Here is a 26,878-nt window from a genome sequence, read left to right on the forward strand (position 1 = left end):
ATGTCCCGCGTCGTACTCGTCACCGGCGGTGCCGGTTTCATAGGAAGCCACACCTGCAAGCGCCTTGCCGAACAGGATTTCGTTCCCGTCGTCTATGACAATCTTTCGACGGGGCACAGGACCAACGTAGGCTGGGGTCCCCTCGTTGAAGGCGAGCTCGAGGACACGGAACGGCTGGCGACGGTGATCCGGACGTTTCTGCCCGAATGCGTGATCCATTTTGCGGCTTCCGCCTATGTCGGGGAATCCGTCGAAGACCCGGGAAAATACTACCGCAACAATGTCGCAGGCAGCATCGCGCTGCTAGAAGCCTGCCGTGCAACCGGGCTTGCACGCATCGTATTTTCCAGCTCCTGCGCCACCTACGGCGTGCCGCCGCGGCTTCCGATCACCGAGGACACGGAGCAACTTCCGATAAACCCCTATGGGCGCACGAAACTGATGATCGAGCTGATGCTCGGCGACTACGCACGCGCCTATGATTTTCGTTCCGTCGCCTTGCGTTACTTCAACGCCGCGGGCGCCGATCCGGAAGGGCAGCTCACGGAACGGCACGATCCGGAAACGCATCTCATACCGCGCGCCCTGATGGCGGCGGCCGGCGGGATCGAAAGGCTCGACGTCTTCGGCGACGATTATCCCACGCCGGACGGAACCTGCATTCGCGACTACATTCACGTGACCGACCTCGCCGACGCGCATGTCGCGGCCGTCAACTATCTGCGTGACGGCGGCGAGGTGCTGCGCGCCAATCTCGGCTGCGGACACGGAACCTCGATCCGGCAGGTTCTCGAAGCCATCGATCGCGTCACAGGGCGACAGGTTCCCGTGCAGATGTTGCCGCGTCGCCCCGGCGATCCGCCCGTGCTCTATGCCGACACGAGCCGGGCGCGGCAGCGGCTGGGCTTCCGCCCGGCGCTCTCGGACATCGACACCATCATCCGCACGGCGGCGCCAGGTTTCGGGCTGGAGGTGCGGTGATGAGCTGGGCGGCCGCACTCGGTGGTTTTCGCCACTCTGCCGATCTCGCGCATGCGGGGCATGTCAATCCGCATCTGACGGCACTGTTTTCCGGGCGTCTGCAGATGCTGAACATATTGGGCGTTACCGCGTGGTTCGCGGCCTTCGTGTATTTCTGGCGGTGGTGGCTTGATCCGGCCCATGTCATGGACTGGCCGTCCTACATCCTCATCACCGTCGTCGTCGGGTGGATCACTCTGCTGCCGGTCTACTTCATCATGATCTTTTCCGGCGCGAAGGTGGCCACCGTGAGCAACGGTCCGGTACCCCGGGGACGTATCGCGATGGTCGTCACCAAGGCGCCGTCGGAGCCGTTCGCCGTCGTGCGCAAGACGCTGCAGGCGATGCTGGACCAGACCGGCTGCGATTTCGATGTCTGGCTGGCGGATGAGGACCCGTCGCCGGAAACGCTTTGCTGGTGCGCGGCCCACGGGGTTTTCATCTCAACGCGAAAGGGTGTCGCCGAATATCATCGCGCCGCCTGGCCACGCCGCACGCGCTGCAAGGAAGGAAACCTTGCCTATTTCTACGATCACTACGGCTATGAGCGCTACGATTTCGTGGCGCAGTTCGACGCCGATCACGTGCCCGAAAGCACCTATCTCGTCGAGGTAATGCGTCCCTTCAACGACCCGTCGGTCGGCTATGTCTCGGCGCCGAGCATATGCGATGCGAATGCCACCACAAGCTGGGCGGCACGCGGGCGGCTTTATGCGGAGGCAAGCCTGCATGGCTCCCTGCAGGTCGGCTACAACAACGGCTGGGCGCCGTTATGCATCGGTTCGCATTACGCCGTGCGGACAAAGGCGCTGAAGCAGATCGGCGGGCTGGGTCCGGAACTCGCCGAAGATCATTCGACGACGCTGATGATGAACGCCCATGGCTGGCGCGGCGTGCATGCCCTGAACGCCATTGCCCATGGCGACGGGCCGGCGAACTTTGCTGATCTCGTGGTTCAGGAATTCCAATGGTCGCGCAGCCTCATGGCGATCCTGTTGAAGTATTCGCCTGTATATGTGCCGAAGCTGTCGCCGCGGCTGCAGTTCCAGTTCCTCTTTTCGCAGTTCTGGTACCCGCTGTTCTCGTGCTTCATGGCGCTGATGTTCGTGATGCCGATCGCGGCGCTTTTCATGGGGCGGATCTTCGTCGCGGTCGACTTTCCCGATTTTCTGCTGCATTTCGTGCCTTTGTCGCTGGTGCTGGTCGTGCTCGCCTATTTCTGGCGTTCGACCGGCACCTTCCGCCCGCATGACGCGCGGGTGCTGAGTTGGGAGACGATCCTGTTCCTGTTCGCGCGGTGGCCCTGGTCGCTGCTCGGCTGCCTGGCGGCGGTGCGCGATCATCTGAGCGGCTCGTTCGTCGATTTTCGCATCACGCCAAAAGGCGGCGGCGCAGCAGGTCCCCTGCCGCTTCGGGTGCTGATGCCCTATCTCCTGCTTTCCCTGATGTCGGCGCTCGCCGTCTGGTTGATCGCCGATGCGGGAACGGCGCGCGGCTTCTACGTCTTCGCCGGGATCAACGCTCTTCTCTATGCCGGGCTCGTGGTGGTGATCCATGTTCGGCACGCGCGCGAGAACGGGCTGCCTCTCGTGCCGCGTTCGACGATGACCGCGATGATGGCCAGCTCTCAGGTGCTGGTCTCGGTCCTGTCTGCCCAATCGGCCGTGCGTCACGGTGCCGAGGCCACGGAGGCCCTGTCGCACGGCCTGGGCTTCGTGACGTTCACCGAGGCGAAATTCGCGGTTGCCGGCGCCGGACTCGGCACGAAGCTCCGGATCGTTCGCTTCCATCTGCAATGGAAAGGCTTTTCGCAGCCGGCTGAGAGCCGAGCACGGTTCGAACCTGCCCGGTCACGGCCCACCGCTAAGGGCGTCGAAAGACGGAGTGTCAGCGAAGCGGAATACCGGGAAACGACGACGACAAGGAAGGTCGGCCGATACTTCGTGCCGTCATGACAGCGGCGAGAAATCGAGTGTGTAAATCTCCAACACGAGGAGAATGGCGATGAAAGGGTCGACAAAAGTCATGATTCTGCCGCTGTTGCTGCCGTTTGCAGCTGCCGCGGTCTACTTGGGCGCCGAGCCGGTCAAGGCGAAGATGGAGATCAAGCCGACGCCGCTCAGCGCTTATGAAGTCTATTTGCTCTACCGCAACAAGACCTGGCAATGGTCGACCGGCGGCGCACGCTTTACCGCGCATGACCGAAAGCTGGTGGCCTTTGTCGACAAGGGCAACGGTGACCGATCCTTCGCCGAAGGCAACTGGTATGTCAGCGACCTCGGCATGATGTGCATGCAGGCCGTATGGACGACTGCGGTCGATGCGGGCGATGCTCGGACCTGTTTCGGCCACGCCAAGATCGGCGACACGATCTATCAGCGGAAAGTGCCAAACGGCGAGTGGTATGTCTTCAAGCACGCAAAGCCCAAGCCCGATGACGCTTACTACAGCCTCGTCGCGCAGGACGACATCACGGCAAAGGCATTGCATCTCAAGGAACAGTTCCTGGCCAAGAAATAGAGGCAGCAGGAGGATGAAATGAAACGCAAATTGGCATTCGCGCTCAGCACTGCCCTGGCCCTGCAGCTGGACTTCGGCAGCCTGGTGTCCGCGCTGGCGCAGGAGCAAGCCAATCCTGCGGGCAATGCCGGACAGACCGAGACGATGATCGACAAACGTCCCATCATGCACCCCGGCGGAACGAAATTCGGCGCCTATGATCCGCATGGCGACTTCGGCGCCCAGAGCGACGTGACGACCGAGGCCCTGTTCCTGCCGTGGGAAGACGTCGATCTCGCATCCTTGCGCACCGCTGACGAGTATGCGCTTCAGCGCAAGCGCAATCTGCTGATCACCATCGAGCCCTGGTCCTGGTCGCTCGACTGGAAACTGACGCCGACGCAGCTCCGCGACCGGATGCTCAGGGGCGAATATGACCCCAACATGGAAGCGATCGCCGACGTGATTGCCGAGCTGAAAAGCCCGGTCATCGTGCGCTGGGGGCAGGAAATGGAAGACACCTCCGGCCGCTTCTCCTGGGCCGGGTGGCAACCTCAGGATTGGATCAAGGCCTACAGGCACGCCATGGACATCGTGCGCAAGAAGGCGCCGAAAGCGCAGATCATGTGGTCGCCGAAAGGGCTGCCGAACCTCGAAGCCTACTATCCGGGTGACGATTATGTCGATCTCGTCGGGCTGTCCGTCTTCGGGCTCGAGCCCTTCGACAAGATCGAGTACGGCGGACCGAAGACATTCGCCGAGGCGCTGAAGCCCGGCTACGACCTGGTGGCCAAGTACAACAAGCCGATCTGGGTGGCCGAACTCGGATGGGAAGGCAGCCAGGCCTATATGCAGCCGTGGATGAACGCCGCGACACAGCCGGATCCGCAGTTCCCGAAACTGGCCGAAGTCGTCTACTTCAACGATCGTGACGTGATCGAATGGCCGCATGACCTCGGCCGCCCGAACTGGCGCGTCGTCAATGATGTCACGAACTGAGTTCGACGACTGCGCTACCTGTTCGATTGGGCACGCGGACGCGATCGCGTTGTGAGGCTCCCATAGAAAAGCCCCTCGCTCGAGGCGAGAGGCTTTTGAGCTCCAGGAGGCCGGCTTGCTTCCGGCCAAGATTTTCGGGACCAGGCCTGTTTGCGGTTACTCGGCCGCCTGCGGTCCAAGTTCGCCGCGACGGATCTGGTCGGCTTCGATCGATTCGAACAGGGCGCGGAAGTTGCCCTCGCCAAAGCCTTCGTCGCCCTTGCGCTGAATGAACTCGAAGAAGATCGGGCCGATCACGGTCTTCGAGAAGATCTGCAGCAGGATCTTCGTCATGCCGCCATTCACCACACCTTCACCGTCGATCAGGATGCCGTGTTTCTTCATGCGCTCGATCGGCTCGTCATGGCCGTGCACGCGTTCGCGTGACATTTCGTAATAGGTTTCCGGCGGGCCGGGCATGAACTTCAGGCCATTGTCGGCGAGCTTGTCGGTGGCATCGTAGATCGCTTCGGTGCCGACGGCGATGTGCTGGATGCCTTCGCCCTTGTACTTGCGCAGATATTCCTCGATCTGGCTCGTATCGTCCTTGGATTCATTCAAGGGAATGCGGATCTTGCCGCAGGGCGAGGTGATCGCGCGGCTGACGAGGCCGGTAATGCGGCCGTCAATGTCGAAGAAGTGGATCTGCGTGAAGTTGAAAAGCTCACGGTAGAAGGCCCACCACTTGTCCATGTTGCCGCGATAGACGTTGTGGGTCAGGTGGTCGAGATAATAGAAGCCGACGCCTTCTGGCTTCGGGTTGCGCTCGCCGGTCCATTCGAACTCGGCCTCGTAGGCCGATCCCTTGACGCCGTAGGTCTCGACGAAATAGAGCAGCGAACCGCCGATGCCGACGATGGCCGGAACGTCGAGACACTTGTCGTTGCCTTCGTAGGGGATCGCGCCCTTCGAGACCGCATGGTCGAAGGCGTGCTTGGCATCGACGACGCGCCAGGCCATGGACGGCGCGCAGGGGCCATGCTGATCGACGAAGCGCATGGCGTGGGAACCCGGCTCGGCATTCAGGATGTAGTTGATGTCGCCCTGCCGCCAGACGGTGATGTTCTTGGTTTTGTGCTTGGCGACCGGGCTGTAGCCCATGCGGGTAAAGAGTTCGGCAAGCTTCTCCGGTTCCGGATGGGCGAACTCGACGAATTCGAAGCCATCCGTGCCAGCGGGGTTTTCGGCCGTGATTTTTGCCGGCGGGGCGTCATGCGGGAAGGGGCCCATCGGAAGTCTCCTCTCATTCTTCCAAACTTTGCTGGAGTATGACGCAATTCCCATGCATGATGCTTGTATTCTTGCGCCGTTTGGACAGAATGGCGCACGAAACATGCGAAATACTGTATTAAGGTGCACGAATGGAGCAACTTGACGGCTTCGATCTCAAGATCCTCAGCGAATTGCAGCGCGACGGGCATCTGACCAACAACGAACTGTCCGAACGTATCGCGCTTTCGCCGTCGCAATGTTCTCGGCGGCGCACCCGGCTCGAAGCGGAAGGCTATATCACCGGCTATCAGGCACAGATCGATCGGCAGAAGCTCGGCCTCGATCTGATGGTGGTGATCTCGGTGACGCTCGCCACCCACAATCGCGACAATGCCAAGCGGTTCGGCAAGCTCGTCTCCAGCCTGCCCGAAGTTCTGGAGGCCTATGCGCTGACCGGCGAGATGGATTATCACCTCAGGGTGGTGACGCCGGATCTCGCCGGGCTTTCGCGCTTCGTCAACGACGTGCTGCTGCCCCATGACAGTGTGCAGCATGTGAAGACCTCGATCGTGCTCGAAACGCTGAAAAGCTTCGAAGGCGTGCCGATCCCGGAGCGGATGAAAGGCTGAGCTCTCAGCCGCGGGCGTTGTCGGGTTTTTCGATCCTGACGATGGCGCGTTCCACTGCTTCCAGGCCGGCAGCCAGCGCCTGCATCTCGGTCGGGCCGATCAGCGTATTCAATTCCGCCTGATAGCGGGCAGCAAGCTCGGTCAACTCGCCATAGGCCCGAATGCCTGTCTTCGTCAGTGCCAGATGCTCGACGCGGCGGTCGTCCTCATGTTCGCGCCGCGTCAGCCAGCGGCGTTTTTCGAGGGCCGCGACGGCGCGGCTGACTTTGGTCTTGTGCATGGCCGAGTGGGCGCCGACCTCGGTCGCCGTCATCGGGCGGCCGGTGCTGCCGAGGGCTGCGAGCGTGCGCCATTCCGGGCGGGTGAGCTGGTAGCGTGCCTTGTATTGGGCGGCAAAGCGCAGGGCGACGAATTCGGCTGCACGGTTCAAGCGATAGGGCAGAAAGGCGTTGAGTTCGAAGCCATCGGTGGCCATCGCGGTGTCCTTGATAGTTACAAAATCGATAGTTACGATTGCAACTAATATGCCGAAAGCGCCGCTCGCGTCCACGAGGATGAGCCGTCGCCGTGGCACCAGAAGTGTGCCGGCCCCTTTTTAAAGGGGGCGCTCCTCTGCTGGAGCCAGGCGCTTGGAGGAGGAGGATCGAACCATGCTCGAGAAGGCAGGACAACAGGCCGATGCACAGGCCAAGGCAGCCGAGGCGCTCGGCTACATGCCGGGCTTCGGCAACGATTTCGAGACCGAAAGCTTGCCCGGCGCTCTGCCGCAGGGGCAAAACAGCCCGCAGAAATGCGCCTACGGGCTTTATGCTGAGCAGCTTTCCGGCTCGCCCTTCACCGCTCCGCGCGGCACCAACGAGCGTTCCTGGCTCTACCGTATCCGCCCGAGTGTCCGCCACACCGGGCGCTTCAGCAGGATCGACTATCCGCACTGGAAGACGGCGCCGCATATGGCCGAACATTCGCTGGCACTCGGCCAGTTGCGCTGGAACCCGCTGCCGACGCCATCGGAAAAGCTCAATTTCCTTGAAGGCATCCGCACGATGACGACGGCGGGCGATGCGCCGACGCAGACCGGGATGGCGGCGCATGCCTATGCCTTCAACGCCGACATGGTGGACGACTATTTCTTCAACGCCGACGGCGAGCTCCTGATCGTTCCGGAGACCGGCGCGATCCAAGTCTTCACCGAACTCGGCAAGATGGATGTGGAACCCTCCGAGATCTGCCTCGTGCCGCGCGGCACGATGTTCAAGGTCACGCGGCTTGGCGACGAGAAGGTCTGGCGCGGTTACATCTGCGAAAACTACGGCGCCAAGTTCACGCTGCCGGATCGCGGCCCGATCGGCGCAAACTGCCTCGCCAATCCGCGCGATTTCAAGACGCCGGTCGCCGCCTTCGAGGAGAAGGAGACGCCCTGCCGCGTGCATGTGAAGTGGTGCGGCGGCTTCCACGTGACCGAGATCGGCCATTCGCCGCTCGACGTGGTTGCCTGGCACGGCAACTACGCGCCCTATAAATACGACCTCAAGACCTTCTCGCCCGTTGGCGCGATTCTCTTCGATCACCCGGATCCGTCGATCTTCACGGTCCTGACGGCACCTTCCGGCGAAGAGGGGACGGCGAACGTCGATTTCGTCATCTTCCCGCCGCGCTGGATGGTCGCCGAACACACCTTCCGGCCGCCCTGGTACCACCGCAACATCATGAGTGAGTTCATGGGGCTGATCTACGGCCGTTATGACGCGAAGGAAGAGGGTTTCGTGCCCGGCGGCATGAGCCTGCACAACATGATGCTGGCGCACGGCCCTGACGCCTCTGGCTACGACAAGGCGACAAACAGCGAGTTGAAACCGGTGAAGCTCGACAATACGATGGCCTTCATGTTCGAGACCCGCTTCCCGCAGCAACTGACCCGCTTCGCCGCCGAACTGGAGACGTTGCAGGACAACTACATCGATTGCTGGAGCGATCTCAAGAAGCGGTTCAACGGGACGCCGGAAGGCGATTGGTCTTGAGTTCACGCCTCGTTTTGCTCGGCAGCAAGGGCGGTCCGGCGATCCGGCCGGGCGGCCCGTGGCCGACCTCGTCGCTACTCGAGATTGGCGGTCGCAGGATCGTCATCGATTGCGGCCTCGGCGTCACCCGCGGGCTGACCAGTGCCGACGTGCCGCTGAAGGCGCTCGACCTCATCGTCATCACCCACCTGCATTCGGACCACGTGCTGGAACTTGGGCCGCTGATCCACACCGCGTGGACTGCCGGGCTCGCTGCTCCCGTGCGCGTCTTCGGTCCCGTCGGGACCCGCGCCTATTGGCACGGCTTCCTTCAGGCGATGGCTTTCGACATCGACATCCGCATCGTCGACGAAGGGCGGCCGGACCTGCGTGCGCTGGTCGAGGTCATCGAATATTCCGAGGGCAAAATCTTCTCGGAGAACGGCCTGACGTTGTCGGCGCTGCGCGTCGACCATCCGCCGGTCACCGACTGTTTTGCGCTCCGCTTCGACCATGCGGAGGGCTCGGTCGTATTCTCGTCCGACACGGCCTATTTCCCGCCGCTTGCCGATTTCGCCAGAGGCGCCGACATTCTCGTGCACGAGGCGATGCTCGCCGAAGGCGTCGACCGGCTGGTAGCGCGCACCGGCAATGGCGCGCGGCTGAAGGAGCATCTGCTGGCGAGCCACACATTCGCCGAGCAGGCGGCCGCGGTCGCAATGGTCGCCGGCGTCGGTCGGCTGGTGCTGCACCATCTGATCCCGGCCGATGATCCGGAGATAACCGAAAACCAGTGGATTGCCGCCGCTCGCAAAAACTGGGCGGGCGCCTTGACGATCGCTGCCGACGGCCTTGTTGTGAAGCTTACGGACGATTCGTCCGACTAGGTCGGTTTTCTGACCTGGTGATACGAGAAACAAAGAAAAGATCGAGAGGGAGGACTGCATGAAACTGGCGACACTCAAGGACGGTTCGCGCGACGGAAAGCTCGTGGTCGTCTCCCGCGATCTGACGCGCTGCTCCGAGGTCGGGCACATCGCCCGCACGCTGCAGGCCGCGCTCGATGATTGGGCGCATGCCGGCCCTCGGCTGGCACGTGTGGCCGACGGGATCGAGACCGGCTCGCAGCCGACGATCCGGTTCCATGAACACGACGCGCTTTCGCCGTTGCCGCGCGCTTACCAATGGGCCGATGGCTCCGCCTACGTCAATCACGTCGAACTGGTCCGCAAGGCCCGCAATGCCGAGATGCCGTCGAGCTTCTGGACCGATCCGCTGATGTATCAAGGCGGCTCCGACAGTTTCATCGCGCCGCGTGATCCGATCCCGCTTGTCGACGAAAGCTGGGGCGTCGACATGGAAGGCGAAGTTGCCGTCATCGTCGACGACGTGCCGATGGCGGCGACGATCGAAGAGGCGCGGGCGGCCATCCGCCTTATCATGCTGGTCAACGACGTGTCGCTGCGCGGCCTCATCCCGGCGGAGCTCGCGAAGGGCTTCGGCTTCTTCCAGTCGAAGCCGTCTTGCGCCTTCTCGCCGGTCGCCGTTTCTCCGGATGAATTAGGCGACGCCTGGGACGGCGGCAAGCTGCATCTGCCGCTCTGCGTCGACCTCAACGGCAAGCCCTTCGGCCGCGCCAACGCCGGCATCGACATGACCTTCGACTTTGCCCAGCTGGTTGCCCATGCCGCCAAGACCCGGCCGCTCGCTGCAGGCACGATCATCGGTTCGGGCACGGTCTCCAACAAGCTCGACGGCGGCCCGGGCAAGCCGGTCGCCGAGGGCGGTGCCGGCTATTCCTGCATCGCAGAACTGCGGATGATCGAGACGATCGTCGGCGGCGCAGCAAAGACGCATTTCCTGAGGGTCGGCGATGTCGTGCGCATCGAGATGAAGGACAGGGCGGGTCATTCGATCTTCGGCGCGATCGAGCAGACCGTCGAAGCCTACACCAAGGCCTGATACGGCCGGGCGACAGAACGGGCAAAGGCATGAGCGAGACCGTCCTTTACGATTACTGGCGTTCGTCGGCGAGCTACCGGGTGCGGATTGCGCTCAACAGCCTCGGCGAAAGCTATCGTTCGGTGCCGGTCGACCTGCTCGCCAAGGCCCACAAGCAGCCTGAGCATCTGGCCCGCAACCCGCAGGGGCTCGTGCCTGTGCTCGACATCGATGGCGAGCGCTTCACGCAATCGCTCGCCATCATCGAGTATCTCGCCGAGACACGCGCCAATTGCGGCTTCCTGCCGGATGATGCCGTCGGGCGCCAACGGGTGCGTACTCTGTCCTTTGCGATCGCCATGGACATCCACCCGGTGTGCAATCTCGGCGTGATCTCCCATGTCATGGCCAATGCCGCGGATGGCGAAGCGGCGCGGCGCGACTGGATGCGCAAGTTCATCGGCGAAGGGCTCGCCGCCTTTGAACGGCTGCTCGACCATCCCGCAACCGGCCGGTTCTGCCATGGCGACACCCCGACGATGGCGGATATCTGCCTCGTGCCGCAGGTCTACAATGCCCGCCGCTGGGAGGTGGATCTCGGCGCTTGTCCGCGGCTTGTCGCGATCGATCAGAATTGTACGGAGATCGAGGCTTTCGCTCGCGCGCACCCGGATCGCACGCCGCGCTGAGGCGGTGCGACTTTCTGCCCGATCCTCTCTCCAGGCACCATCAGGCTGAAGCTCCATTGTGCTGACCGGCTCGTCTGGCCGGTTCCGTCAAGCGAATGTCGCGAATGGATCGACGGCGGCGGAAAGGCCGCGCTAGTTTTTGCGTGACTGGCCGTATATGGGGGGGCCGGAAAAACCTCTGGAGCGAGAGACCTACCGATGAAAAGCTATGTGCTGAACGTCAGCTGCAAGACCACCCGCGGCATCGTCGCCGCCATCACCGGCTATCTCGCCGAAAAGGGCTGTTACATTTCAGACAGTTCGCAGTTCGACGACCTCGAGACCGGCCTGTTCTTCATGCGGCTGACCTTCATCAGCCAGGAAGGCGTCAAGCTCGATGAGCTCAAGGAAGGCTTCGAGCCGGTCGTCAAGCGCTTCAACATGACGGCGGAAATCCGCGACAGCGAAGAGCGCATGAAGGTGCTCCTGATGGTGTCGCGTTTCGGCCATTGCCTCAACGACCTGCTCTATCGCTGGAAGATCGGCGCGCTGCCGATCGACATCGTCGGCGTCGTCTCCAACCACTTCGATTATCAGAAGGTGATCGTCAACCACGACATTCCCTTCCATCACATCAAGGTGACGAAGGAGAACAAGCCGAAGGCGGAAGCGCAGCTCCTGGAAATCGTCGAGCAGACCGGCGCCGAGCTGATCGTGCTTGCCCGCTACATGCAGGTTCTGTCGGATGCGCTCTGCAAGAAGATGTCGGGCCGGATCATCAACATCCACCACTCCTTCCTGCCGTCGTTCAAGGGGGCCAACCCCTACAAGCAGGCCTATGAGCGTGGCGTGAAGCTGATCGGCGCGACGGCGCATTATGTTACCGCCGACCTCGACGAGGGTCCGATCATCGAGCAGGACATCGCTCGCATCACCCACGCCCAGAGCGCGGAAGACTATGTCTCGATCGGTCGCGACGTCGAAAGCCAGGTGCTGGCCCGTGCGGTGCACGCGCACATCCATCACCGCTGCTTCATCAACGGCAACCGCGTCGTCGTCTTCCCGCCGAGCCCGGGCTCCTACGCTTCCGAGCGCATGGGCTAAAGAGCGGCCGATCTGACCCTCTCGCCATCAATGGGAGAGGGGCGAAAGGCAAATCGCCGCTGAAAACGACAAGCGCCGCCCGTTCGATCGGCGGCGCTTCTCATAAGTTGGAGCGGGATGCGGGCGGAAAACCGCGCGCACTTTTCCTCATCCCGCTCGTAACCTACTGCAACAGCTCCAGCCCCACCGCCGTCGCCTCGCCGCCACCGATGCAGAGAGAGGCAATTCCGCGTTTGACGCCCTTGGCGCGCATGGCGTGAAGCAGCGTCACGATGATGCGGGCGCCGGACGCGCCGATCGGATGGCCGAGTGCGCAGGCGCCGCCGTTGATGTTGACGATCTCGTCTGAGAGCCCGAGATCACGGATCGCCGCCATCGCCACCACGGCGAAGGCCTCGTTGATTTCGTAGAGGCCGACGCTGCCCTTTTCCCAGGCGAGCTTGGCCATCAGCTTGTCGATCGCGCCGATCGGCGCGGTCGTGAACCAGGCCGGTTCCTGTGCGTGGCCGGCGTGGCCTGCGACGATCGCAAGCGGCGTCAGCCCCCGCTTTTCTGCCTCGCTTGCACGCATCAAAATCAGCGCCGCTGCACCGTCGGAGATCGACGACGAATTGGCCGCGGTCACGCTGCCGCCGTCGCGGAAGGCGGGTTTGAGCTTCGGGATCTTTGCCGGATCCGATTTGGTCGGCTGCTCGTCGCGATCGAGGTTGGCGGTCTGCCGCTTTCCAGCGCCGCTGACCACTACCGTTTCCTCGGCAAAGGAACCATCTTCAGCCGCCCGGTTGGCACGTTCCAGCGAGCGAAGCGCGAAGGCGTCCTGATCGGTGCGCGAGAACTGGTAGTACTCGGCCGTGTCCTCGGCATAGGTGCCCATCAGCCGGCCAGAGTAGGCGTCTTCGAGGCCGTCGAGGAACATGTGGTCCTTGACCTCGCCATGACCAAGGCGGAAGCCGCCGCGCGCCTTCGGCAGCAAATAGGGGGCGTTGGTCATCGATTCCATGCCGCCCACGGCCAGCACGGTGGCGCTGCCGGACAGCAACGCATCGTGGCCAAGCATCAGCGCCTTCATGCCGGAGCCGCAGACCTTGGAGACGGTCGTCGACGGCGTTTCCTTGCCGAGGCCGGCGCCAAGGACTGCCTGGCGTGCCGGGTTCTGGCCGATGCCGGCCGGCAGCACATTACCCATCAGCACCTCGTCGACAGCGTCTAGGCCGGCGCGATCGAGCGCTGCCTTCAGCGCGATGGCGCCGATTTCCGGCGCGGTCAGATCCTTGAGGCTACCCTGAAAGGCGCCCATCGGAGTGCGTGCCGCCGAAACGATGACGATCGGATCAATTCTGCTCATGTCTTTCTCCCGTGCGACAATAGGCACAATGGTTGGAGCGGGCGCCGCGTGTGTCCTTCTGCCCGCGTGGCGGGGAGAAGGTGGCCGGCAGGCCGGATGAGGGGCCATTTTACAACGCGTCGATCAGATATGCAGCGCGTGTCCCAGCGCCTTCAGTGCGGATTCCTGGAAGGCTTCCGATTGCGTTGGGTGGGCATGGATCGTCCCGGCGATGTCTTCGAGACGTGCACCCATTTCGATCGCAAGGCTGAAGCTTGCCGAGAGTTCCGAGACCCCGTGACCGACCGCCTGGATGCCGAGCACCAGGTGGTTGTCGGCGCGGGCGACGACGCGGATGAAGCCGTCTTCCGACAGCGTCGTCATGGCGCGGCCATTCGCCTGGAAGGGGAACTGGCCGATCTTGATCTCGATGCCGCTGGCGCGGGCCTCGTCGGGCGAGAGCCCGGCGGTGACGATTTCGGGGTCCGTGAAGCAGACGGCCGGGATGCAGCGCTTGTCCCAGCTTCGCTTATGGCCGGCGACGATCTCCGCCACCATTTCCCCTTGCGCCATGGCGCGGTGTGCCAGCATCGGCTCGCCGGTGACGTCGCCGATGGCGTAGATGCCGCGCATCGAGGTGCGGCACTGGTCGTCGATACGGATGAAGCGGCCGGTGCGGTCGAGGTCGATCTCCTCCAGGCCGAAGCCTTCGGTCACCGGTCGGCGGCCGACGGTGACCAGCACTTTTTCGGCGGCGACCTCGACGGCGCGGCCGTTGTGCTCGGCATGCAGGCTATTGGTCTCAGTGGAGTAGCTCTTGGCGACCGTCTGGGTGAAGACCTCGATGCCGAGTTCTCCGAGGCGCTTGCCGATCGGCTTCGTCAGGTCGGCATCATATTGCGGCAGGATGCGCGTCAGTGCCTCGACGACGGTGACATGGCTGCCGAGCTTGGCGAAGGCCGTGCCGAGTTCGAGGCCGATATAGCCGCCGCCGATGACGGCGAGGCTCTTCGGCACGCTCTTCAGTGACAGGGCTTCGGTCGATGAAATGATCGGCCCGCCGAAGGGCAGGTCCGGAAGCTCGACCGGTGCCGAGCCGGTGGCGATCACGACCGCCTCGGCGCGGATGCGCTGCAGCCCGGTTTCGGTTTCGACGTCGACGGTCTTGCCATCGACGAAGCGAGCCGACCCGATCACCGCCTTGACGCCGGCCTTCTTCAAGAGCCCGATCACCCCGCCGTTCAGCCGGCCGACGATGCCGTCCTTCCAGGCGACGGTGTGGGCAAGATCGATTGAGGGGTTGGCAAGTGAAAGGCCGAGCGGGCTGCGGCCGGACGCCGCCGCGCGCAGCTTGTGGAACTCTTCGGCCGCATGGATTAAAGCCTTGGAGGGAATGCAGCCGACATTGAGACAGGTGCCGCCGGCCTTGGCCTTTTCGACGATCACGGTGTCGATGCCCAGTTGACCAGCGCGGATGGCTGCGATGTAGCCGCCGGGGCCGGCGCCGATGACGAGCAGCTTGCAGGAAATTTCCTTCATAATCGCCTCAGGCCTCCACGAAAATAAGCGCCGGCGTTTCGAGCAGGGTCTTCAGCCGCTGCACGAAGACGGCCGCATCCCAGCCGTCGATGACGCGGTGATCGAAGCTCGAGGACAGGTTCATGATCTTGCGCGGCACGAACTGCGTGCCGTCCCAGACGGGGCGGATCGCCAGCTTGTTGACGCCGACGATCGCCACTTCCGGGTGGTTGATGACCGGGGTGGAGACGATGCCGCCGAGCGCGCCGAGGGACGAGATGGTGATCGTCGATCCCGTGAGCTCGTCACGGGTGGCGGTGCCGGTGCGGGCTGCCTCGGCAAGACGGTTGAGCTCGTTGGCGCAATCCCAGATGCCACGCGCTTCGGCGTGGCGCACCACCGGAACGGTGAGGCCCGCCGGCGTCTGGGTGGCGATGCCGATATGCACGGCATGATGGCGATGGATGATGCCGGGGCCGTCGTCGAAGATCGCGTTGACGGCGGGCTGCTCGGCAACGGTGCGAACGAGCGCCCGCATCAGATAGGGCAGGATCGTCAGCTTCGGCTGGTCCGCCTTGCGGTCGCGGTTCATCGTGGCGCGCAGGTCCTCGAGCGCCGTCATGTCGACCTCCTCCACATAGGTGATGTGGGGAATGCGCGAGGTCGAAAGCGACATCTTCTCGGCGATGCGGCGGCGCAGCCCCGTCACCTTGATTTCGTCGACGGCGGTCTTGCGCTGGAGGCCGGCGGGCGCCAGCGCCGGCTGGGCGCCGCGGGCAATGAATTGGTCGAGGTCGTCATGGGTGATCCGGCCGGCTGGACCGGTGCCGGTCACCTGACGGAGATCGACGCCGCTTTCCTTGGCACGCAGCCGCACGGCCGGCGAGGCAAGCGCCTTTTCCTGCCGTTCGGCCGCCGGCGGGATGCCGTTGGCCGCCGGTGCCTTCGCCTCGACTTTTGCCGGTTGAGTGGTTTTCGCTACCGGCGCGGGTGCCTCGACTTTCACTTCGGGCTTTTCTTCAGCCTTGGCGACCGGCTTTTCGTCGAGAGGTGCGGCCGGCGCACCTTCGCCGGCGATTTCGATGCGCACCAGCGGCGACTTCACCGCGACCGTGTCGCCCACTTCGGCGCCGAGCCAGAGCACGGTGCCGGTCACGGGCGATGGGATTTCGACGGTCGCCTTGTCGGTCATGACGGCGGCGAGCACCATGTCCTCGCGCACGGGATCGCCGGGCTTCACATGCCATTCGACGAGTTCCGCCTCGGCCACGCCTTCGCCGACATCGGGCATCTTGATTACAAATTCGCCCATGTCAGGCCTCCATCACTTCGACGAGCGCGCGTCCGACGCGCGCGGGGCCGGGGAAATAGTCCCATTCCTGGGCGTGCGGGTAGGGCGTGTCCCAGCCGGCAACGCGCACGACGGGCGCTTCGAGATGGTAGAAGCAATGCTCCTGCACGAGGGCGGCGACTTCGCCGCCGAAGCCCGATGTGAGTGTTGCCTCGTGCACGACGACACAGCGGCCGGTCTTCTCGACGGATTTCACGATCGTGTCGAGATCGAGCGGCAGGAGGCTGCGCAGGTCGATCACCTCGGCGTCGATGCCGGTTTCTTCGGCCGCAGCGAGCGCCACATGTACCATGGTGCCATAGGCGACGACGGTGACGGCGGAACCCCGGCGGCGGACTTCGGCCTTGCCGATCGGGATCGTGTAATGGCCTTCCGGCACCTCGCCGAGATCGTGCTTCGACCAGGGGATGACCGGTCGGTCGTGATGGCCGTCGAAGGGGCCGTTATAGAGCCGCTTCGGCTCCAGGAACATCACCGGATCGGGATCTTCGATCGAGGCGATCAGCAAGCCCTTGGCGTCATAGGGGTTGGAGGGTACCACGACCTTGAGGCCGCAGACATGGGTGAAAAGCGCTTCGGGGCTCTGGCTGTGCGTCTGGCCGCCGAAGATGCCGCCGCCGGTCGGCATGCGCAGCACGATCGGGCAGGTGAAATCGCCGTTGGAGCGGTAGCGGATGCGGGCCGCCTCCTGGGTGATCTGGTCGTAGGCGGGATACATGTAGTCGGCGAACTGGATTTCGACGCAGGGCTTCAATCCGTAGGCCGCCATGCCGATTGCGGTGCCGACGATGCCGCTTTCGCTGATCGGCGTGTCGAAACAGCGGGTCTTGCCGTATTTCGCCTGAAGCCCCTGCGTGCAGCGGAAGACGCCGCCGAAATAGCCGACGTCCTCACCGAAGACGACCACATTGTCGTCGCGCTCCATGGAGACGTCCATGGCGCTGCGCACGGCTTCGATCATTGTCATTCTGGCCATATCAGTATCCTGCCTTCTGCCGCTGGCGGCGAATGTGCGGCGGCATCTCGGCATAGACGCCCTCGAAGATATCGCGCACCGAGGGTTTGCCGCCAGCATGCAGCGTGCCGTGGCCTTCGGCCTGTTTCTGCGCCTGGATCACCTCGTCCAGGATCTCGGCCTCGGCCTGGGCGTGGCGTTCCTCCGACCAGGCGCCGCGCAGGATCAGGTGCTTCTTCAGCCGCAGGACCGGGTCGCCGAGCGGCCAGGCTTCCGATTCCGTCTTGGGGCGATAGGCGCTCGGATCGTCGGAGGTCGAATGGGCGCCGACGCGGTAGGTGACGTATTCGATCAGCGTCGGGCCGAGGTTGCGTCTTGCGCGCTCGGCCGCCCATTTGGCGACGGCGTAGACGGCGAGATAGTCGTTGCCGTCGACGCGGAGCGCCGGGATGCCGAAGCCGAGGCCGCGGGCGGCGAAGGTGCCGGAACCACCGCGGGCAATGCCCTGGAAGGTCGAGATCGCCCACTGATTGTTGACGATGTTGAGGATGACCGGCGCCTTGTAGGTGGAGGCGAAGACGAGTGCCGAGTGGAAGTCCGATTCCGCCGTCGAACCATCGCCGATCCAGGCGGCGGCGATCTTGGTGTCGCGCTTGATGGCCGAGGCCATCGCCCAGCCGACCGCCTGCACATACTGGGTAGCGAGATTGCCGGAGATGGTGAAGAAGCCGTGCTCCTTGGAGGAATACATGATCGGCAATTGCCGACCGCGCAGCGGATCGCTTTCATTCGAGAAGATCTGGTTCATCATCTCGACCATCGGGTAGCCGTCGGCGATCAGTAGACCCGCCTGGCGATAGGTCGGGAAGTTCATGTCGCCTTTGTTCAGCGCCTTGCGGAAAGCGCAGCTGACAGCTTCTTCACCCAGATGCTGCATGTAGAAGGAGGTCTTGCCCTGGCGCTGGGCCATCAGCATGCGCGCATCGAAGGCGCGCAGAGTCATCATGTGGCGGAGACCGGCGAGAAGTTCGTCGTCCGAGAGCAGCCCGGCCCAGGGGCCGACCGCCTCGCCATCGCGGTTAAGCACACGGATGATCGAATAGGCGAGGTCGCGGATCTCCTCGGGCGCGACATCCACCTCCGGGCGCGGCACCGAGCCGGCCTTCGGAATCTTGACGTTGGAGAAATCCGGTTCACCACCGGGCCGAACCGCCGGTTCGGGGACATGCAGGCTAAGTCGATCGAGATCGCTCATGCGGTTCCGGCCTCCTCCGGAGTGCGCAGCGCACCAATTCAAGAGCGGTTCCAGCCGAACCGCTCTCCATCTCTGTTCTCACGCATTTCCGGACGCAAAACCGCTCAGCACGTTTGCCGGAAATGCTTTTGCTTCGGAAGAACCGTAGGCCTGAGGTGTACGAGGACGTGCAATGTGACCCGCAAGGCTCCTCCGCCCGAGGTCTGCACAGACTCCTCCTAAAAGCCCCCGTTCTCCCGACGGGAATACTCACAGACTGCCACGAGTTCCGGGGCTTATGAAGGTCTTTCCGTCGTGTGGGGCAGGGGCAGGCGAAGAAAGATAGAATCCTGCCGGGAGCGCGCCCACGCGTTGTGTTGCGCATATTGCTGCCGGTCACTGCTTGTAATTTTCTTTCGCGGCCGGACTCCGGCGACGACGGTCAAACCGGAGGAGCAAGCGTGATCGGCGTTCCATCGAAGAAGCGCGAGAGCCGGAATGGCGTCGGATCGACGATCGGTGTCTTGCCGGTGACGAGATCGGCGACGAGATGGCCGGCACCGGGGCCGATGCCGAAACCGTGACCCGAAAATCCCGTCGCGATGATGAGGCCCGGAACGGCGTCGGCGGGCGAGATGACGGGCACGGCGTCGGGCGTCACGTCGATCAGGCCCGCCCAGATCTGCTGCACCTTGGTTTCGCGCAGGAACGGGAAGGCTTTGCCGGCGGCCTCCAGTGCCTTCAGCGCCCGGCGCGAATCCGGGTTGGGATCGAGCACGCGGTGCCGCTCGAACGCGCCGGGCCGGTCGAGCGGCACGGAACCGATCTCGAACAGTTCGTTCCAGCTCTGGGCGCTGATCCCCACCTGGACAGCCTCGCCCTCGGCCTTTCGCGCCGGCTGGAAATCGCGGAAGAAGGCGAAGCTGTCGGGCACGATCGCATGCAGGTTGGCGGCACCGTCGGCAATCGTGTAGCCGCCGTCGAGCCGCTTGCGATAGGCATAGGTCGCCGTTGCGCCGGCCCCCTCGGGGCCACCGGACACGGCCCCGGTTCTCAGCACCGTATTGCGAACTTTCAGTTGCGGCAGGCGGATGCCAAGGCCTTTGAGAAACAGCCGAGACCAGGCGCCGCCGGCGACGACCACCGTCGACGTTTCGATGCGACCCTTCTCGGTCACAACCGCGGAGATCCGCCCGGCGGCCTTCTCGACGCCGCGTACGGCGCAGCCGGTCAAGATGCGGGCACCGGCGCGGCGGGCGCCGGCAACCAGCGCCGGCACTGCCTTCTGCGGTTCGGCCCGACCATCGCTCGGCGTGAAGAGCGCGCCTTCATAACGGATTGCGGTACCAGGCATCGCGACCCCGGTGGCGTCGGGGCCGAGTTGTTCACTATCGACGCCATAGGGTCTGGCCATGGCGAGCCAGGCCTCGCGGTTGGCGACGTCGCGCTCGTTCTCGGAAATGTAGAGAATGCCGCTGCGGCGAAAGCCGGTCTCGCCGCCAATGCGGGCGTCGAGCGTATCCCAGATCTTCAGCGCCTCGATCGCCAGCGGGATCTCGCGCTCGTCGCGACCCATGACCCTTACCCAACCCCAGTTGCGGCTCGACTGCTCCGCTCCGGGCGTGCCCTTCTCGCAGAGAACGACGTCAACGCCGCGTTCGGCGAGGAACAGAGCGGTGCTGACGCCAATAATGCCGCCGCCGACGATGACGACGTCGGTCTTGGCGGGCAAGGTGGTATCGGTTGCGATGGGATCGAGCGTCGGACCGGGCATGGAGAAGGTACTTTCGGGCAGGACTTGTCGGTAGCATCGGTGCATGTCGAAGGCGCGAGATCAAGACCCGCTATTTGGCCATTGCTCGAAAGCTTGGGTTTGCCGGCTCACTTTGCTTGGGAAACCCGGTCCGCCTCGTCACCGGGCGGACTTCCGGTTTGTTCGGCGAGCTTCTATGCTCGCCCGCATGAGTGACAAACGCCCCGATCTTCGCACCGTCCTGCGCATCGATTTTCCGCCCGCCGATCGGCTCGGTCGCGGCAAGATCATGCTGCTCGAACTGATCCGCGAGACCGGTTCCATCTCCGCTGCCGGGCGGGCGATGGACATGTCCTATCGCCGCGCCTGGCTGCTGGTGGATGCCTTGAACCGGATGTTCGGCGAGCCATCGGTCGATACGCAGCGCGGTGGCAAGCAGGGCGGCGGAGCACTGGTGACGCCGTTCGGCGAAGAGCTGATCCGACGCTACCGGCAGATGGAGGAAAGGGCGCAAGCCGCGATTGCCGAGGATCTCGCCTGGCTCGAGTCCGTCCGCCGCAGCGATGGATCGTCCGATACTGCCGACGCTGTTTCCAAGTAGGCCTAGTGATCAATCGCCACGGACTTGATGATGGCGTAGACCGTCTTGCCAGGAACGAGCCGCAGTGCGTCGCGTGAAAAGCGGGTAATGCGGGCGGCAACCGTCGCATCGCCGCAATTCACCCTGACATCGATGCTGCCGTCTTCCTCGGTCGCGATCGCAAGGATTCGCCCTTCGAGCACGTTCAGCGCACTGATCTCCACCGGTCTTGATGTCGCCAGCATGACGTCGCGCGCGGCAATGTGCAGGCGAAGCCTGCTGCCGGCTGTGGCACTGACGCCCGCAATGCGCAGCCGTTCCCGCCCGACCCGGACGGTCGTCAACTCGTTGGACGGGTCGGTTCCCTCTACCTCGCCCTCCAGCAGCACGCCGGCTTCGCGCCGGCCGGTGGCGAGCGTGGCGGCAGGGGCGCTCAACACCTCAGCGGCCGCGCCCGATGCCGTGACCCGACCATTTTCGAGCACCACGACGCGCCGCGCCAGCCGGGCGACTTCGCTGACGGAGTGGCTCACATAGACGATCGGAATGCCGGCATCGTCACGCAGCCGTTCGAGATAGGGCAGGATCTCCGCCTTGCGTGCCTCGTCGAGGGCGGCAAGCGGTTCGTCCATCAGCAGCAGGCGCGGTGCCGCCAGCAGGGCGCGACCGATCGCGACGCGCTGCCGTTCACCGCCGGACAGGGCTGACGGGTTGCGATCGAGCAGGTGGCCAATGCCGAGCATGTCGACGATACGTGTGAAATCGCTGCCGACACTCTTGCCGGCGAACCAGCGGCCATAGGCAAGGTTGTGGCCTACGCTGAGATGCGGAAAGAGCCGCGCCTCCTGGAAGACGTAGCCGAAGCGGCGGCGATGCACCGGGGTAAAGATCCGGCGCTCGCTGTCGGCGATGACATCGCCGTCGAGCACGACGCGGCCGCTTTGCGGCTTCAGCAGCCCGGCGATGATGTTGATGAGCGAGGTCTTGCCGGAGCCGGAACGGCCGAACAGTGCGGTCACACCGCCGTCGGACGTAAAGGCGGCATCGAGCGCGAAATTGCCGAGCTGGTGGCGGGCTTCGACGGTGAGGCTCATGGGGCCGTCACCCGTCTGGCGGCGAGGGCCGCCAGCAGTTCCGAAAAGGTCAGGGCGGCCATGGAGATGATGATCGAAATGATCGTCAGCCGCATGGCGCCGGCATCGCCGCCCGGCACCTGGGTGAAGGTGTAGATCGCCGAGGATATGGTCTGCGTCTCGCCGGGAATATTGGAGACGAAGGTGATCGTCGCGCCGAATTCGCCCATTGCCTTGGCGAAGGCGATGATCATACCGGCGATGATGCCGGGGATGATCAGCGGCAGTGTAATCGTGACGAATACCCAGGGCGGGCTGGCGCCAAGCGTGGTCGCCGCGTCTTCCAGCTTGCGGTCGACCGCCTCGATCGACAGGCGGATGCTGCGCACCATCAGCGGAAAGGCCATGACGGCGGAGGCGAGTGCCGCGCCCGTCCAACGGAAGGAAAAGACCAGGCCGAAATAGTCGGCGAAGAAGGCGCCGAGCGGTCCGCGGCGGCCGAAGAGCAAGAGAAGGAGGAAGCCGGTGACGACGGGCGGCAGGATCAGCGGCAGGTGAACGAGACCGTTCAGCAGCGTCTTGCCCCAGAAGCGGCCGCGGGCGAGCAGCATGGCGACAGCAAGCGCGAAGGGGAGACTACAAATCATTGCGACGGTTGCGACGCGCAGGCTCAGCATGATCGCCGTCCATTCCGCATCGCTCACTGCAAACCAGTCCAATGGATGTCGCTCCCCCGATACGCGGCCGGTGGGACGTGGCTTCCGCCTGCGTCCGCCGTTGCCCCTGGCACATGATTGCGTCGCCCGCGTTTGGGCGCGGGCGACGCGTGACGATAGATGCTTCGCCTGCCTCTGGACAGCCGAGATCCAACGTCGTTTCAGGCCGATTACCTGAGAACCGTGAAGCCCTGCTTTTCGAAGAGGGCGGCTGCCTTGTCCGATTTGACGAAGTCGACATAGGCGGCGGCATCCGGGCTCTTGCTTTCGGCGGTGATCGCGATCGGATAGACGATCGGCGGATGGCTGCCTTCGGGGAAGGTACCGACGACCTTCACGCCTGGATCGGCCGCGGCGTCGGTCTGATAGACGATGCCGTAGGGCGCTTCGCCGCGGGAGACGAGGAGCAGGGCGGCGCGAACGCTTTCGGCGCCGGCGACCTTGGGTTCGACAGCCTTCCAGGCGTCGAGCTTTTCGAGCGCGGCCTTGCCGTATTTACCGGCAGGAACGGAATCGACAGCGCCCATGGCGAGGCGGCCGTCGCCGAGGATACCTGCGAGATCGAAGCCCTGCTTGATCTCGACCGGCGCCGCGTCCTGCTTGCCGGAGACGAGCACGATGCGGTTGCCGAGCAGGTTCGAGCGGGTATCATCCTTGATCAGCTTCTTGTCGGCGAGATAGTCCATCCAGGCAAGATCGGCAGAAATGAAGACATCGGCCGGGGCGCCCTGTTCCACCTGCTTGGCGAGCGCGGAGCTTGCAGCGTAGGAGACGGTCGTTTGCTTGCCGCTTTGCTTCTGCCACTCGGCATTGATCGCATCGAGCGCATTCTTCAGGCTCGCGGCGGCAAAGACCGTCACCTTCTCTTCAGCCTGCGCGGCTGCCGGCATCATGGTGCTGCCGGCCCAGGCGAGGCCGAGTGTCAGCACTAGGCTCCTCAGCCAGTCTCTTCTCTTGATCATCAAATTCCCTCCAACGAAGCGTGATATCTTTCAGGATACAACGGTTTCGCCTTCTGATTATCGTTGTATTCTTTGAAATACAATGCTCTTGAGCGAGGTTAGTGATCCGCACGGAAGGCGCGCCGATAAATCGGGCAAAACCCGTGCAACATCCGACGGACGCGGGCGATAGTCCTTGCGATGACGGTCGGGCGGCCTAAATTGCTGGCCTCGAACCAAAGAGATGGACCGGAGATGTGATGGAGACGGCGGTGAAGCTCGAAGAGAGCTGGAAAGCGGTGCTGGCGCAGGAATTCGCCAGCCCTTACATGGCCGGCCTCAAGCAGTTCCTGCTCGCTCAAAAGAACGAGGGACGGCAGATCTTTCCGCGGGGAGCCGAGTATTTTCGCGCCCTCGACCTGACCCCGCTCTACAAGGTGCGCGTCGTCATCCTCGGGCAGGACCCCTACCATGGCGACGGCCAGGCGCACGGGCTGTGCTTCAGTGTCCGCCCCGGCGTCAGAACGCCACCCTCGCTCGTCAACATCTACAAGGAACTGAACAGCGATCTCGGCATTCCGCCGGCGCGGCACGGCTTTCTCGAAAGCTGGGCAAAGCAGGGCGTACTGTTGCTGAATAGCGTGCTGACGGTGGAGCGCGGGCTTGCGGCCTCGCATCGGGGACGGGGTTGGGAGCGGTTCACCGACGCGATCATCCGCGCCGTTAATGAGGCCGACCATCCCGTCGTCTTCATGCTCTGGGGCTCCTATGCGCAAAAGAAGGCAGCTTTCGTCGATCGCTCGCGCCATCTGGTGCTCAGGGCGCCGCATCCCTCGCCATTGTCGGCTCACTCCGGATTTCTCGGTTGCCGGCATTTCTCCCAGGCCAATGCGTTCCTCGTGTCCAAGGGTTACGATCCGATCGACTGGCGGCTGCCGGACAATCCGGTCGCAGCCGAGATCAATTGAGGTCGGTCTCGGCCCGACGCGGATGGCGGTCTCGCTGTCGCGCTGAGGCCTTGCGCCGACGGCGACGATGCGCCTAAGACGCCAGGACAGGAATGGTGGAGGCGGGCATGCGCAAAATTCTGATCATCGGCATCGGTTCCGGCAATCCGGAGCACATGACGGTGCAGGCGATCAATGCGCTCAACCAAGCCGACGTGCTCTTCATCCCGACCAAAGGGGCGAAGAAGACCGAGCTTGCCGAAGTGCGCCGCGACATCTGCGCCCGATACGTGACGCGCAACGACAGCCGCACCGTCGAATTCGCCGTGCCGGTACGCCGCACCGAGGGTGTGAGCTACGACGGCAGCGTCGACGACTGGCATCAACAGATCGCAGCGATCTACGAAAGGCTGCTTGCCGACGAGTTGGGCGAGGAGGGAACCGGTGCCTTCCTCGTCTGGGGCGATCCGATGCTCTACGACAGCACCATCCGCATCGTCGAGCGGGTCAAGGCGCGCGGGCAGGTTGCCTTCGATTATGACGTCATCCCGGGGATCACCAGCCTGCAGGCGCTCTGCGCCAGCCACAGGATTCCACTGAACCTCGTCGGCAAGCCGGTGGAAATCACCACCGGGCGCCGGCTGCACGAGAGCTTTCCCGGGAGGAGCCAGACCTCCGCCGTCATGCTCGACGGCGAGCAGGCGTTCCAGCGGATCGACGATCCGGATGCGGAGATCTATTGGGGTGCCTATCTCGGCACGCCGGATGAGATCGTCATTTCAGGTCGCCTTGCCGAGGTGAAAGACCGGATCCTCGAAACCCGCGCGGCGGCGCGTGAGAAGATGGGATGGATCATGGATATCTACCTGCTTCGCAAGGGCGCCGACTTCGAGGAATGACGGGGCGGGCAGATCCGCGTCGCGTTTGATCTCACTCAAGGTTTGCGGCTGTGTTATAGCGTCTGTAGAGGCGTCTTCAGGGAGGAGAGCCTCAAGCTATGACGGATTTGATGATCAGTTGTGCCGTTCCATCGACCGGAGAAATCGGTGCCGCCGCTTCGATGCGGCGCGGCGCCTGCCCGTCGCTCGCAGCACCGATGCAGACCGGCGATGGCCTGCTCGTGCGGCTCAGGCCCGATGACGACAGTCTGACCATTCCAAAGGTCCTGGCGCTTGCAGCAGCGGCTGAAACCTTCGGCAACGGCATCATCGAGATCACCGCGCGCGGAAACCTGCAGCTGCGCGGCCTGAGCGATGCGACGGTGCCGGCGCTGGCACAGGCGGTCGGCGATGCGGAGATCGCGATCGCCGAGGGACTGGCGATCGAGGTTCCGCCGCTTGCCGGTATCGACCCGGCAGAGATTGCCGATCCCCGTCCGATCGCGGCGGCCCTTCGCATGGCCCTGCAGAAACAGCGGCCGTCCTTGAAACTCGCACCCAAATTGTCCGTCGTTATCGACGGTGGCGACCGCTTCGGGCTCAATGCCGTCGTTGCCGATATTCGCCTTCAGGCGCTTTCGACGCCGGATGGCGTCGTTTGGCTGCTGTCGCTTGGCGGGACCGCTGCGAGCGGAGGCATCGTCGGCGTGCTGAAAGGCGACGCGGTAGTCCCGGCGCTGATCGCCATTCTGGAGAAGCTTTCGGGCCTTGGCACGAGCGCGCGCGGGCGCGACCTCGATCCCGCCGAAGTTCGCGCCCTTTGTCGTTGCGAGGTGCATTCCGAGCGTCCGGCCGCCCAAGGCCCGGTCGCGATACCCGGCATTCACGAGTTGGGGCACTCCGAAGCAGTTCTTGGGCTCGGCCTCGCATTTGCGCAGGTCGAGGCATCAGTGCTCATCTCCTTCCTTCACCAGGTCAAGGCGCTCGGCGCCACTGCGATCCGACTGGCGCCGGGGCATGCCTTCTTCGTGCTCGGTCTGGCACGCGAAGCGGCAGCTGCGGCCCTGGGCCTGGCAGCGGCACTCGGCTTTCGCATCGCTGCCGCGGACCCGCGCAACGCGATCGCGACCTGCGCCGGCAGCAAGGGCTGCGCCTCCGCGCGGATGGAAACCAAGGCGATGGCGCAGGGTCTCGTCGAGGCGGCGCCCGCGTTGCTCGACGGCTCGCTCACCGTCCATCTTTCCGGCTGCGCCAAGGGGTGTGCCCGGCCGAAACCATCGGAATTGACGCTGGTCGGTGCGCCATCAGGATACGGGCTTGTCGTAAATGGGGCTGCCAACGGCTTGCCAAGCGCCTACACCGATGAGAATGGAGTGAAATCCGCGCTTGCCCGGCTCGGCCGGCTGGTGCGGCAAAACAAAGACGCTGGCGAATCGGCGCAGTCCTGTCTTACACGGCTCGGAGCTGCACACATCTCGGCAGTGTTCGAACAGGGATAGA

At 63.8% G+C, this 26,878-nt stretch carries 25 protein-coding genes; 14 read left to right on the forward strand and 11 right to left on the reverse strand.

The features are described from left to right. The 4 genes from galE to BHMPCIPO_RS28760 are packed head-to-tail and all read left to right on the forward strand — an operon-like array spanning position 1 to position 4,518. The gene (galE, locus tag BHMPCIPO_RS28745) at positions 1-981 is read left to right on the forward strand and encodes a UDP-glucose 4-epimerase GalE (RefSeq protein WP_173520246.1); all 981 of its coding nucleotides are present in this window, start codon (positions 1-3) and stop codon (positions 979-981) included. Next, positions 981-2,975 carry a glycosyltransferase gene (locus BHMPCIPO_RS28750; protein WP_246304724.1) on the forward strand — a complete coding sequence of 665 codons (1,995 nt, stop codon included), beginning with the start codon at positions 981-983 and terminating at the stop codon, positions 2,973-2,975. Before galE ends, BHMPCIPO_RS28750 begins: the two co-directional genes overlap by 1 nt. 49 nt (positions 2,976-3,024) lie before the next feature. Continuing rightward, on the forward strand, positions 3,025-3,540 hold the full coding sequence (locus BHMPCIPO_RS28755; protein ID WP_173520247.1) for a DUF995 domain-containing protein: 516 nt from the start codon (positions 3,025-3,027) through the stop codon (positions 3,538-3,540). A gap of 18 nt (positions 3,541-3,558) precedes the next feature. Beyond that, on the forward strand, positions 3,559-4,518 hold the full coding sequence (locus tag BHMPCIPO_RS28760; RefSeq protein ID WP_173520248.1) for a glycoside hydrolase family 26 protein: 960 nt from the start codon (positions 3,559-3,561) through the stop codon (positions 4,516-4,518). A gap of 156 nt (positions 4,519-4,674) precedes the next feature. Here BHMPCIPO_RS28760 and hppD read toward each other — a convergent pair whose 3' ends face one another. After that, the gene (hppD, locus tag BHMPCIPO_RS28765; RefSeq protein WP_173520249.1) at positions 4,675-5,787 is read right to left on the reverse strand and encodes a 4-hydroxyphenylpyruvate dioxygenase; all 1,113 of its coding nucleotides are present in this window, start codon (positions 5,785-5,787) and stop codon (positions 4,675-4,677) included. 131 nt (positions 5,788-5,918) lie between these two features. On the opposite strand from hppD, the gene BHMPCIPO_RS28770 reads away from it, so the two are divergent. Beyond that, positions 5,919-6,398, forward strand: a complete 480-nt coding sequence (locus tag BHMPCIPO_RS28770) for an Lrp/AsnC family transcriptional regulator (RefSeq protein ID WP_065375464.1) — start codon at positions 5,919-5,921, stop codon at positions 6,396-6,398. 4 nt (positions 6,399-6,402) lie between these two features. Here the strand turns inward: BHMPCIPO_RS28770 and BHMPCIPO_RS28775 are convergent, their stop codons facing one another. Then, positions 6,403-6,873: a MarR family winged helix-turn-helix transcriptional regulator gene (locus BHMPCIPO_RS28775; RefSeq protein ID WP_173520250.1), complete on the reverse strand. Its 471-nt coding sequence runs from the start codon at positions 6,871-6,873 to the stop codon at positions 6,403-6,405. A gap of 175 nt (positions 6,874-7,048) precedes the next feature. Between BHMPCIPO_RS28775 and hmgA the strand changes: the two genes are divergently transcribed. The 5 genes from hmgA to purU all read left to right on the forward strand — a co-directional run bounded on the left by hmgA (position 7,049) and on the right by purU (position 12,108). Further along, entirely contained in the window at positions 7,049-8,416 is a 1,368-nt protein-coding gene (hmgA, locus tag BHMPCIPO_RS28780; RefSeq protein ID WP_173520251.1) for a homogentisate 1,2-dioxygenase, read from the forward strand. Next, the gene (locus BHMPCIPO_RS28785) at positions 8,413-9,282 is read left to right on the forward strand and encodes an MBL fold metallo-hydrolase (protein WP_173520252.1); all 870 of its coding nucleotides are present in this window, start codon (positions 8,413-8,415) and stop codon (positions 9,280-9,282) included. Before hmgA ends, BHMPCIPO_RS28785 begins: the two co-directional genes overlap by 4 nt. A gap of 58 nt (positions 9,283-9,340) precedes the next feature. Continuing rightward, positions 9,341-10,357, forward strand: coding sequence for a fumarylacetoacetate hydrolase family protein (locus tag BHMPCIPO_RS28790; protein WP_173520253.1), 1,017 nt, complete (start codon positions 9,341-9,343; stop codon positions 10,355-10,357). Between the two features lie 29 nt (positions 10,358-10,386). Further along, positions 10,387-11,025, forward strand: coding sequence for a maleylacetoacetate isomerase (gene maiA, locus BHMPCIPO_RS28795; protein WP_173520254.1), 639 nt, complete (start codon positions 10,387-10,389; stop codon positions 11,023-11,025). Between the two features lie 198 nt (positions 11,026-11,223). Then, positions 11,224-12,108, forward strand: coding sequence for a formyltetrahydrofolate deformylase (purU, locus tag BHMPCIPO_RS28800; protein WP_173520255.1), 885 nt, complete (start codon positions 11,224-11,226; stop codon positions 12,106-12,108). Between the two features lie 163 nt (positions 12,109-12,271). Here the strand turns inward: purU and BHMPCIPO_RS28805 are convergent, their stop codons facing one another. The 6 genes from BHMPCIPO_RS28805 to BHMPCIPO_RS28830 form a co-directional block, all read right to left on the reverse strand. Then, positions 12,272-13,453, reverse strand: a complete 1,182-nt coding sequence (locus tag BHMPCIPO_RS28805; RefSeq protein WP_173520256.1) for an acetyl-CoA C-acyltransferase — start codon at positions 13,451-13,453, stop codon at positions 12,272-12,274. Between the two features lie 123 nt (positions 13,454-13,576). Then, positions 13,577-14,971 (reverse strand): dihydrolipoyl dehydrogenase, encoded by a 1,395-nt coding sequence (lpdA, locus tag BHMPCIPO_RS28810; RefSeq protein WP_173520257.1) that lies wholly within the window; start codon positions 14,969-14,971, stop codon positions 13,577-13,579. A gap of 7 nt (positions 14,972-14,978) precedes the next feature. After that, positions 14,979-16,262: a dihydrolipoamide acetyltransferase family protein gene (locus BHMPCIPO_RS28815; protein ID WP_173520258.1), complete on the reverse strand. Its 1,284-nt coding sequence runs from the start codon at positions 16,260-16,262 to the stop codon at positions 14,979-14,981. 1 nt (position 16,263) lies between these two features. Then, positions 16,264-17,277 (reverse strand): alpha-ketoacid dehydrogenase subunit beta, encoded by a 1,014-nt coding sequence (locus tag BHMPCIPO_RS28820; protein ID WP_173520259.1) that lies wholly within the window; start codon positions 17,275-17,277, stop codon positions 16,264-16,266. 1 nt (position 17,278) lies between these two features. Further along, entirely contained in the window at positions 17,279-18,511 is a 1,233-nt protein-coding gene (locus tag BHMPCIPO_RS28825) for a 3-methyl-2-oxobutanoate dehydrogenase (2-methylpropanoyl-transferring) subunit alpha (RefSeq protein ID WP_173520260.1), read from the reverse strand. 421 nt (positions 18,512-18,932) lie between these two features. After that, positions 18,933-20,264, reverse strand: a complete 1,332-nt coding sequence (locus BHMPCIPO_RS28830) for an NAD(P)/FAD-dependent oxidoreductase (RefSeq protein WP_173520261.1) — start codon at positions 20,262-20,264, stop codon at positions 18,933-18,935. A gap of 187 nt (positions 20,265-20,451) precedes the next feature. Here BHMPCIPO_RS28830 and BHMPCIPO_RS28835 point away from each other — a divergent pair, with 187 nt between their 5' ends. Next, the gene (locus BHMPCIPO_RS28835; protein ID WP_173520262.1) at positions 20,452-20,844 is read left to right on the forward strand and encodes a winged helix-turn-helix domain-containing protein; all 393 of its coding nucleotides are present in this window, start codon (positions 20,452-20,454) and stop codon (positions 20,842-20,844) included. Positions 20,845-20,846: 2 nt separating this feature from the next. On the opposite strand, the gene modC is transcribed toward BHMPCIPO_RS28835, so the two are convergent. The 3 genes from modC to modA form a co-directional block, all read right to left on the reverse strand. Beyond that, positions 20,847-21,917, reverse strand: coding sequence for a molybdenum ABC transporter ATP-binding protein (gene modC / locus BHMPCIPO_RS28840; protein WP_173520263.1), 1,071 nt, complete (start codon positions 21,915-21,917; stop codon positions 20,847-20,849). Beyond that, complete coding sequence (modB, locus tag BHMPCIPO_RS28845; RefSeq protein WP_376741737.1) at positions 21,914-22,573, reverse strand: molybdate ABC transporter permease subunit; 660 nt, start codon at positions 22,571-22,573, stop codon at positions 21,914-21,916. Before modB ends, modC begins: the two co-directional genes overlap by 4 nt. Before the next feature lie 209 nt (positions 22,574-22,782). Further along, a complete protein-coding gene (gene modA / locus BHMPCIPO_RS28850; RefSeq protein WP_173520265.1) occupies positions 22,783-23,574 on the reverse strand; it encodes a molybdate ABC transporter substrate-binding protein in 792 nt (263 codons plus the stop codon). A 239-nt stretch (positions 23,575-23,813) separates the two neighbouring features. On the opposite strand from modA, the gene ung reads away from it, so the two are divergent. From ung to cobG, 3 genes are all read left to right on the forward strand, one after another. Continuing rightward, the gene (gene ung, locus BHMPCIPO_RS28855; RefSeq protein ID WP_173520266.1) at positions 23,814-24,521 is read left to right on the forward strand and encodes a uracil-DNA glycosylase; all 708 of its coding nucleotides are present in this window, start codon (positions 23,814-23,816) and stop codon (positions 24,519-24,521) included. A 107-nt stretch (positions 24,522-24,628) separates the two neighbouring features. Beyond that, entirely contained in the window at positions 24,629-25,399 is a 771-nt protein-coding gene (gene cobF, locus BHMPCIPO_RS28860; protein ID WP_173520267.1) for a precorrin-6A synthase (deacetylating), read from the forward strand. 110 nt (positions 25,400-25,509) lie between these two features. Further along, positions 25,510-26,877 carry a precorrin-3B synthase gene (gene cobG / locus BHMPCIPO_RS28865; protein WP_173520656.1) on the forward strand — a complete coding sequence of 456 codons (1,368 nt, stop codon included), beginning with the start codon at positions 25,510-25,512 and terminating at the stop codon, positions 26,875-26,877. Position 26,878 lies beyond the last annotated feature (1 nt).

Source organism: Ensifer sesbaniae (assembly GCF_013283665.1).
Taxonomy (GTDB): Bacteria; Pseudomonadota; Alphaproteobacteria; order Rhizobiales; family Rhizobiaceae; genus Ensifer; species Ensifer sesbaniae.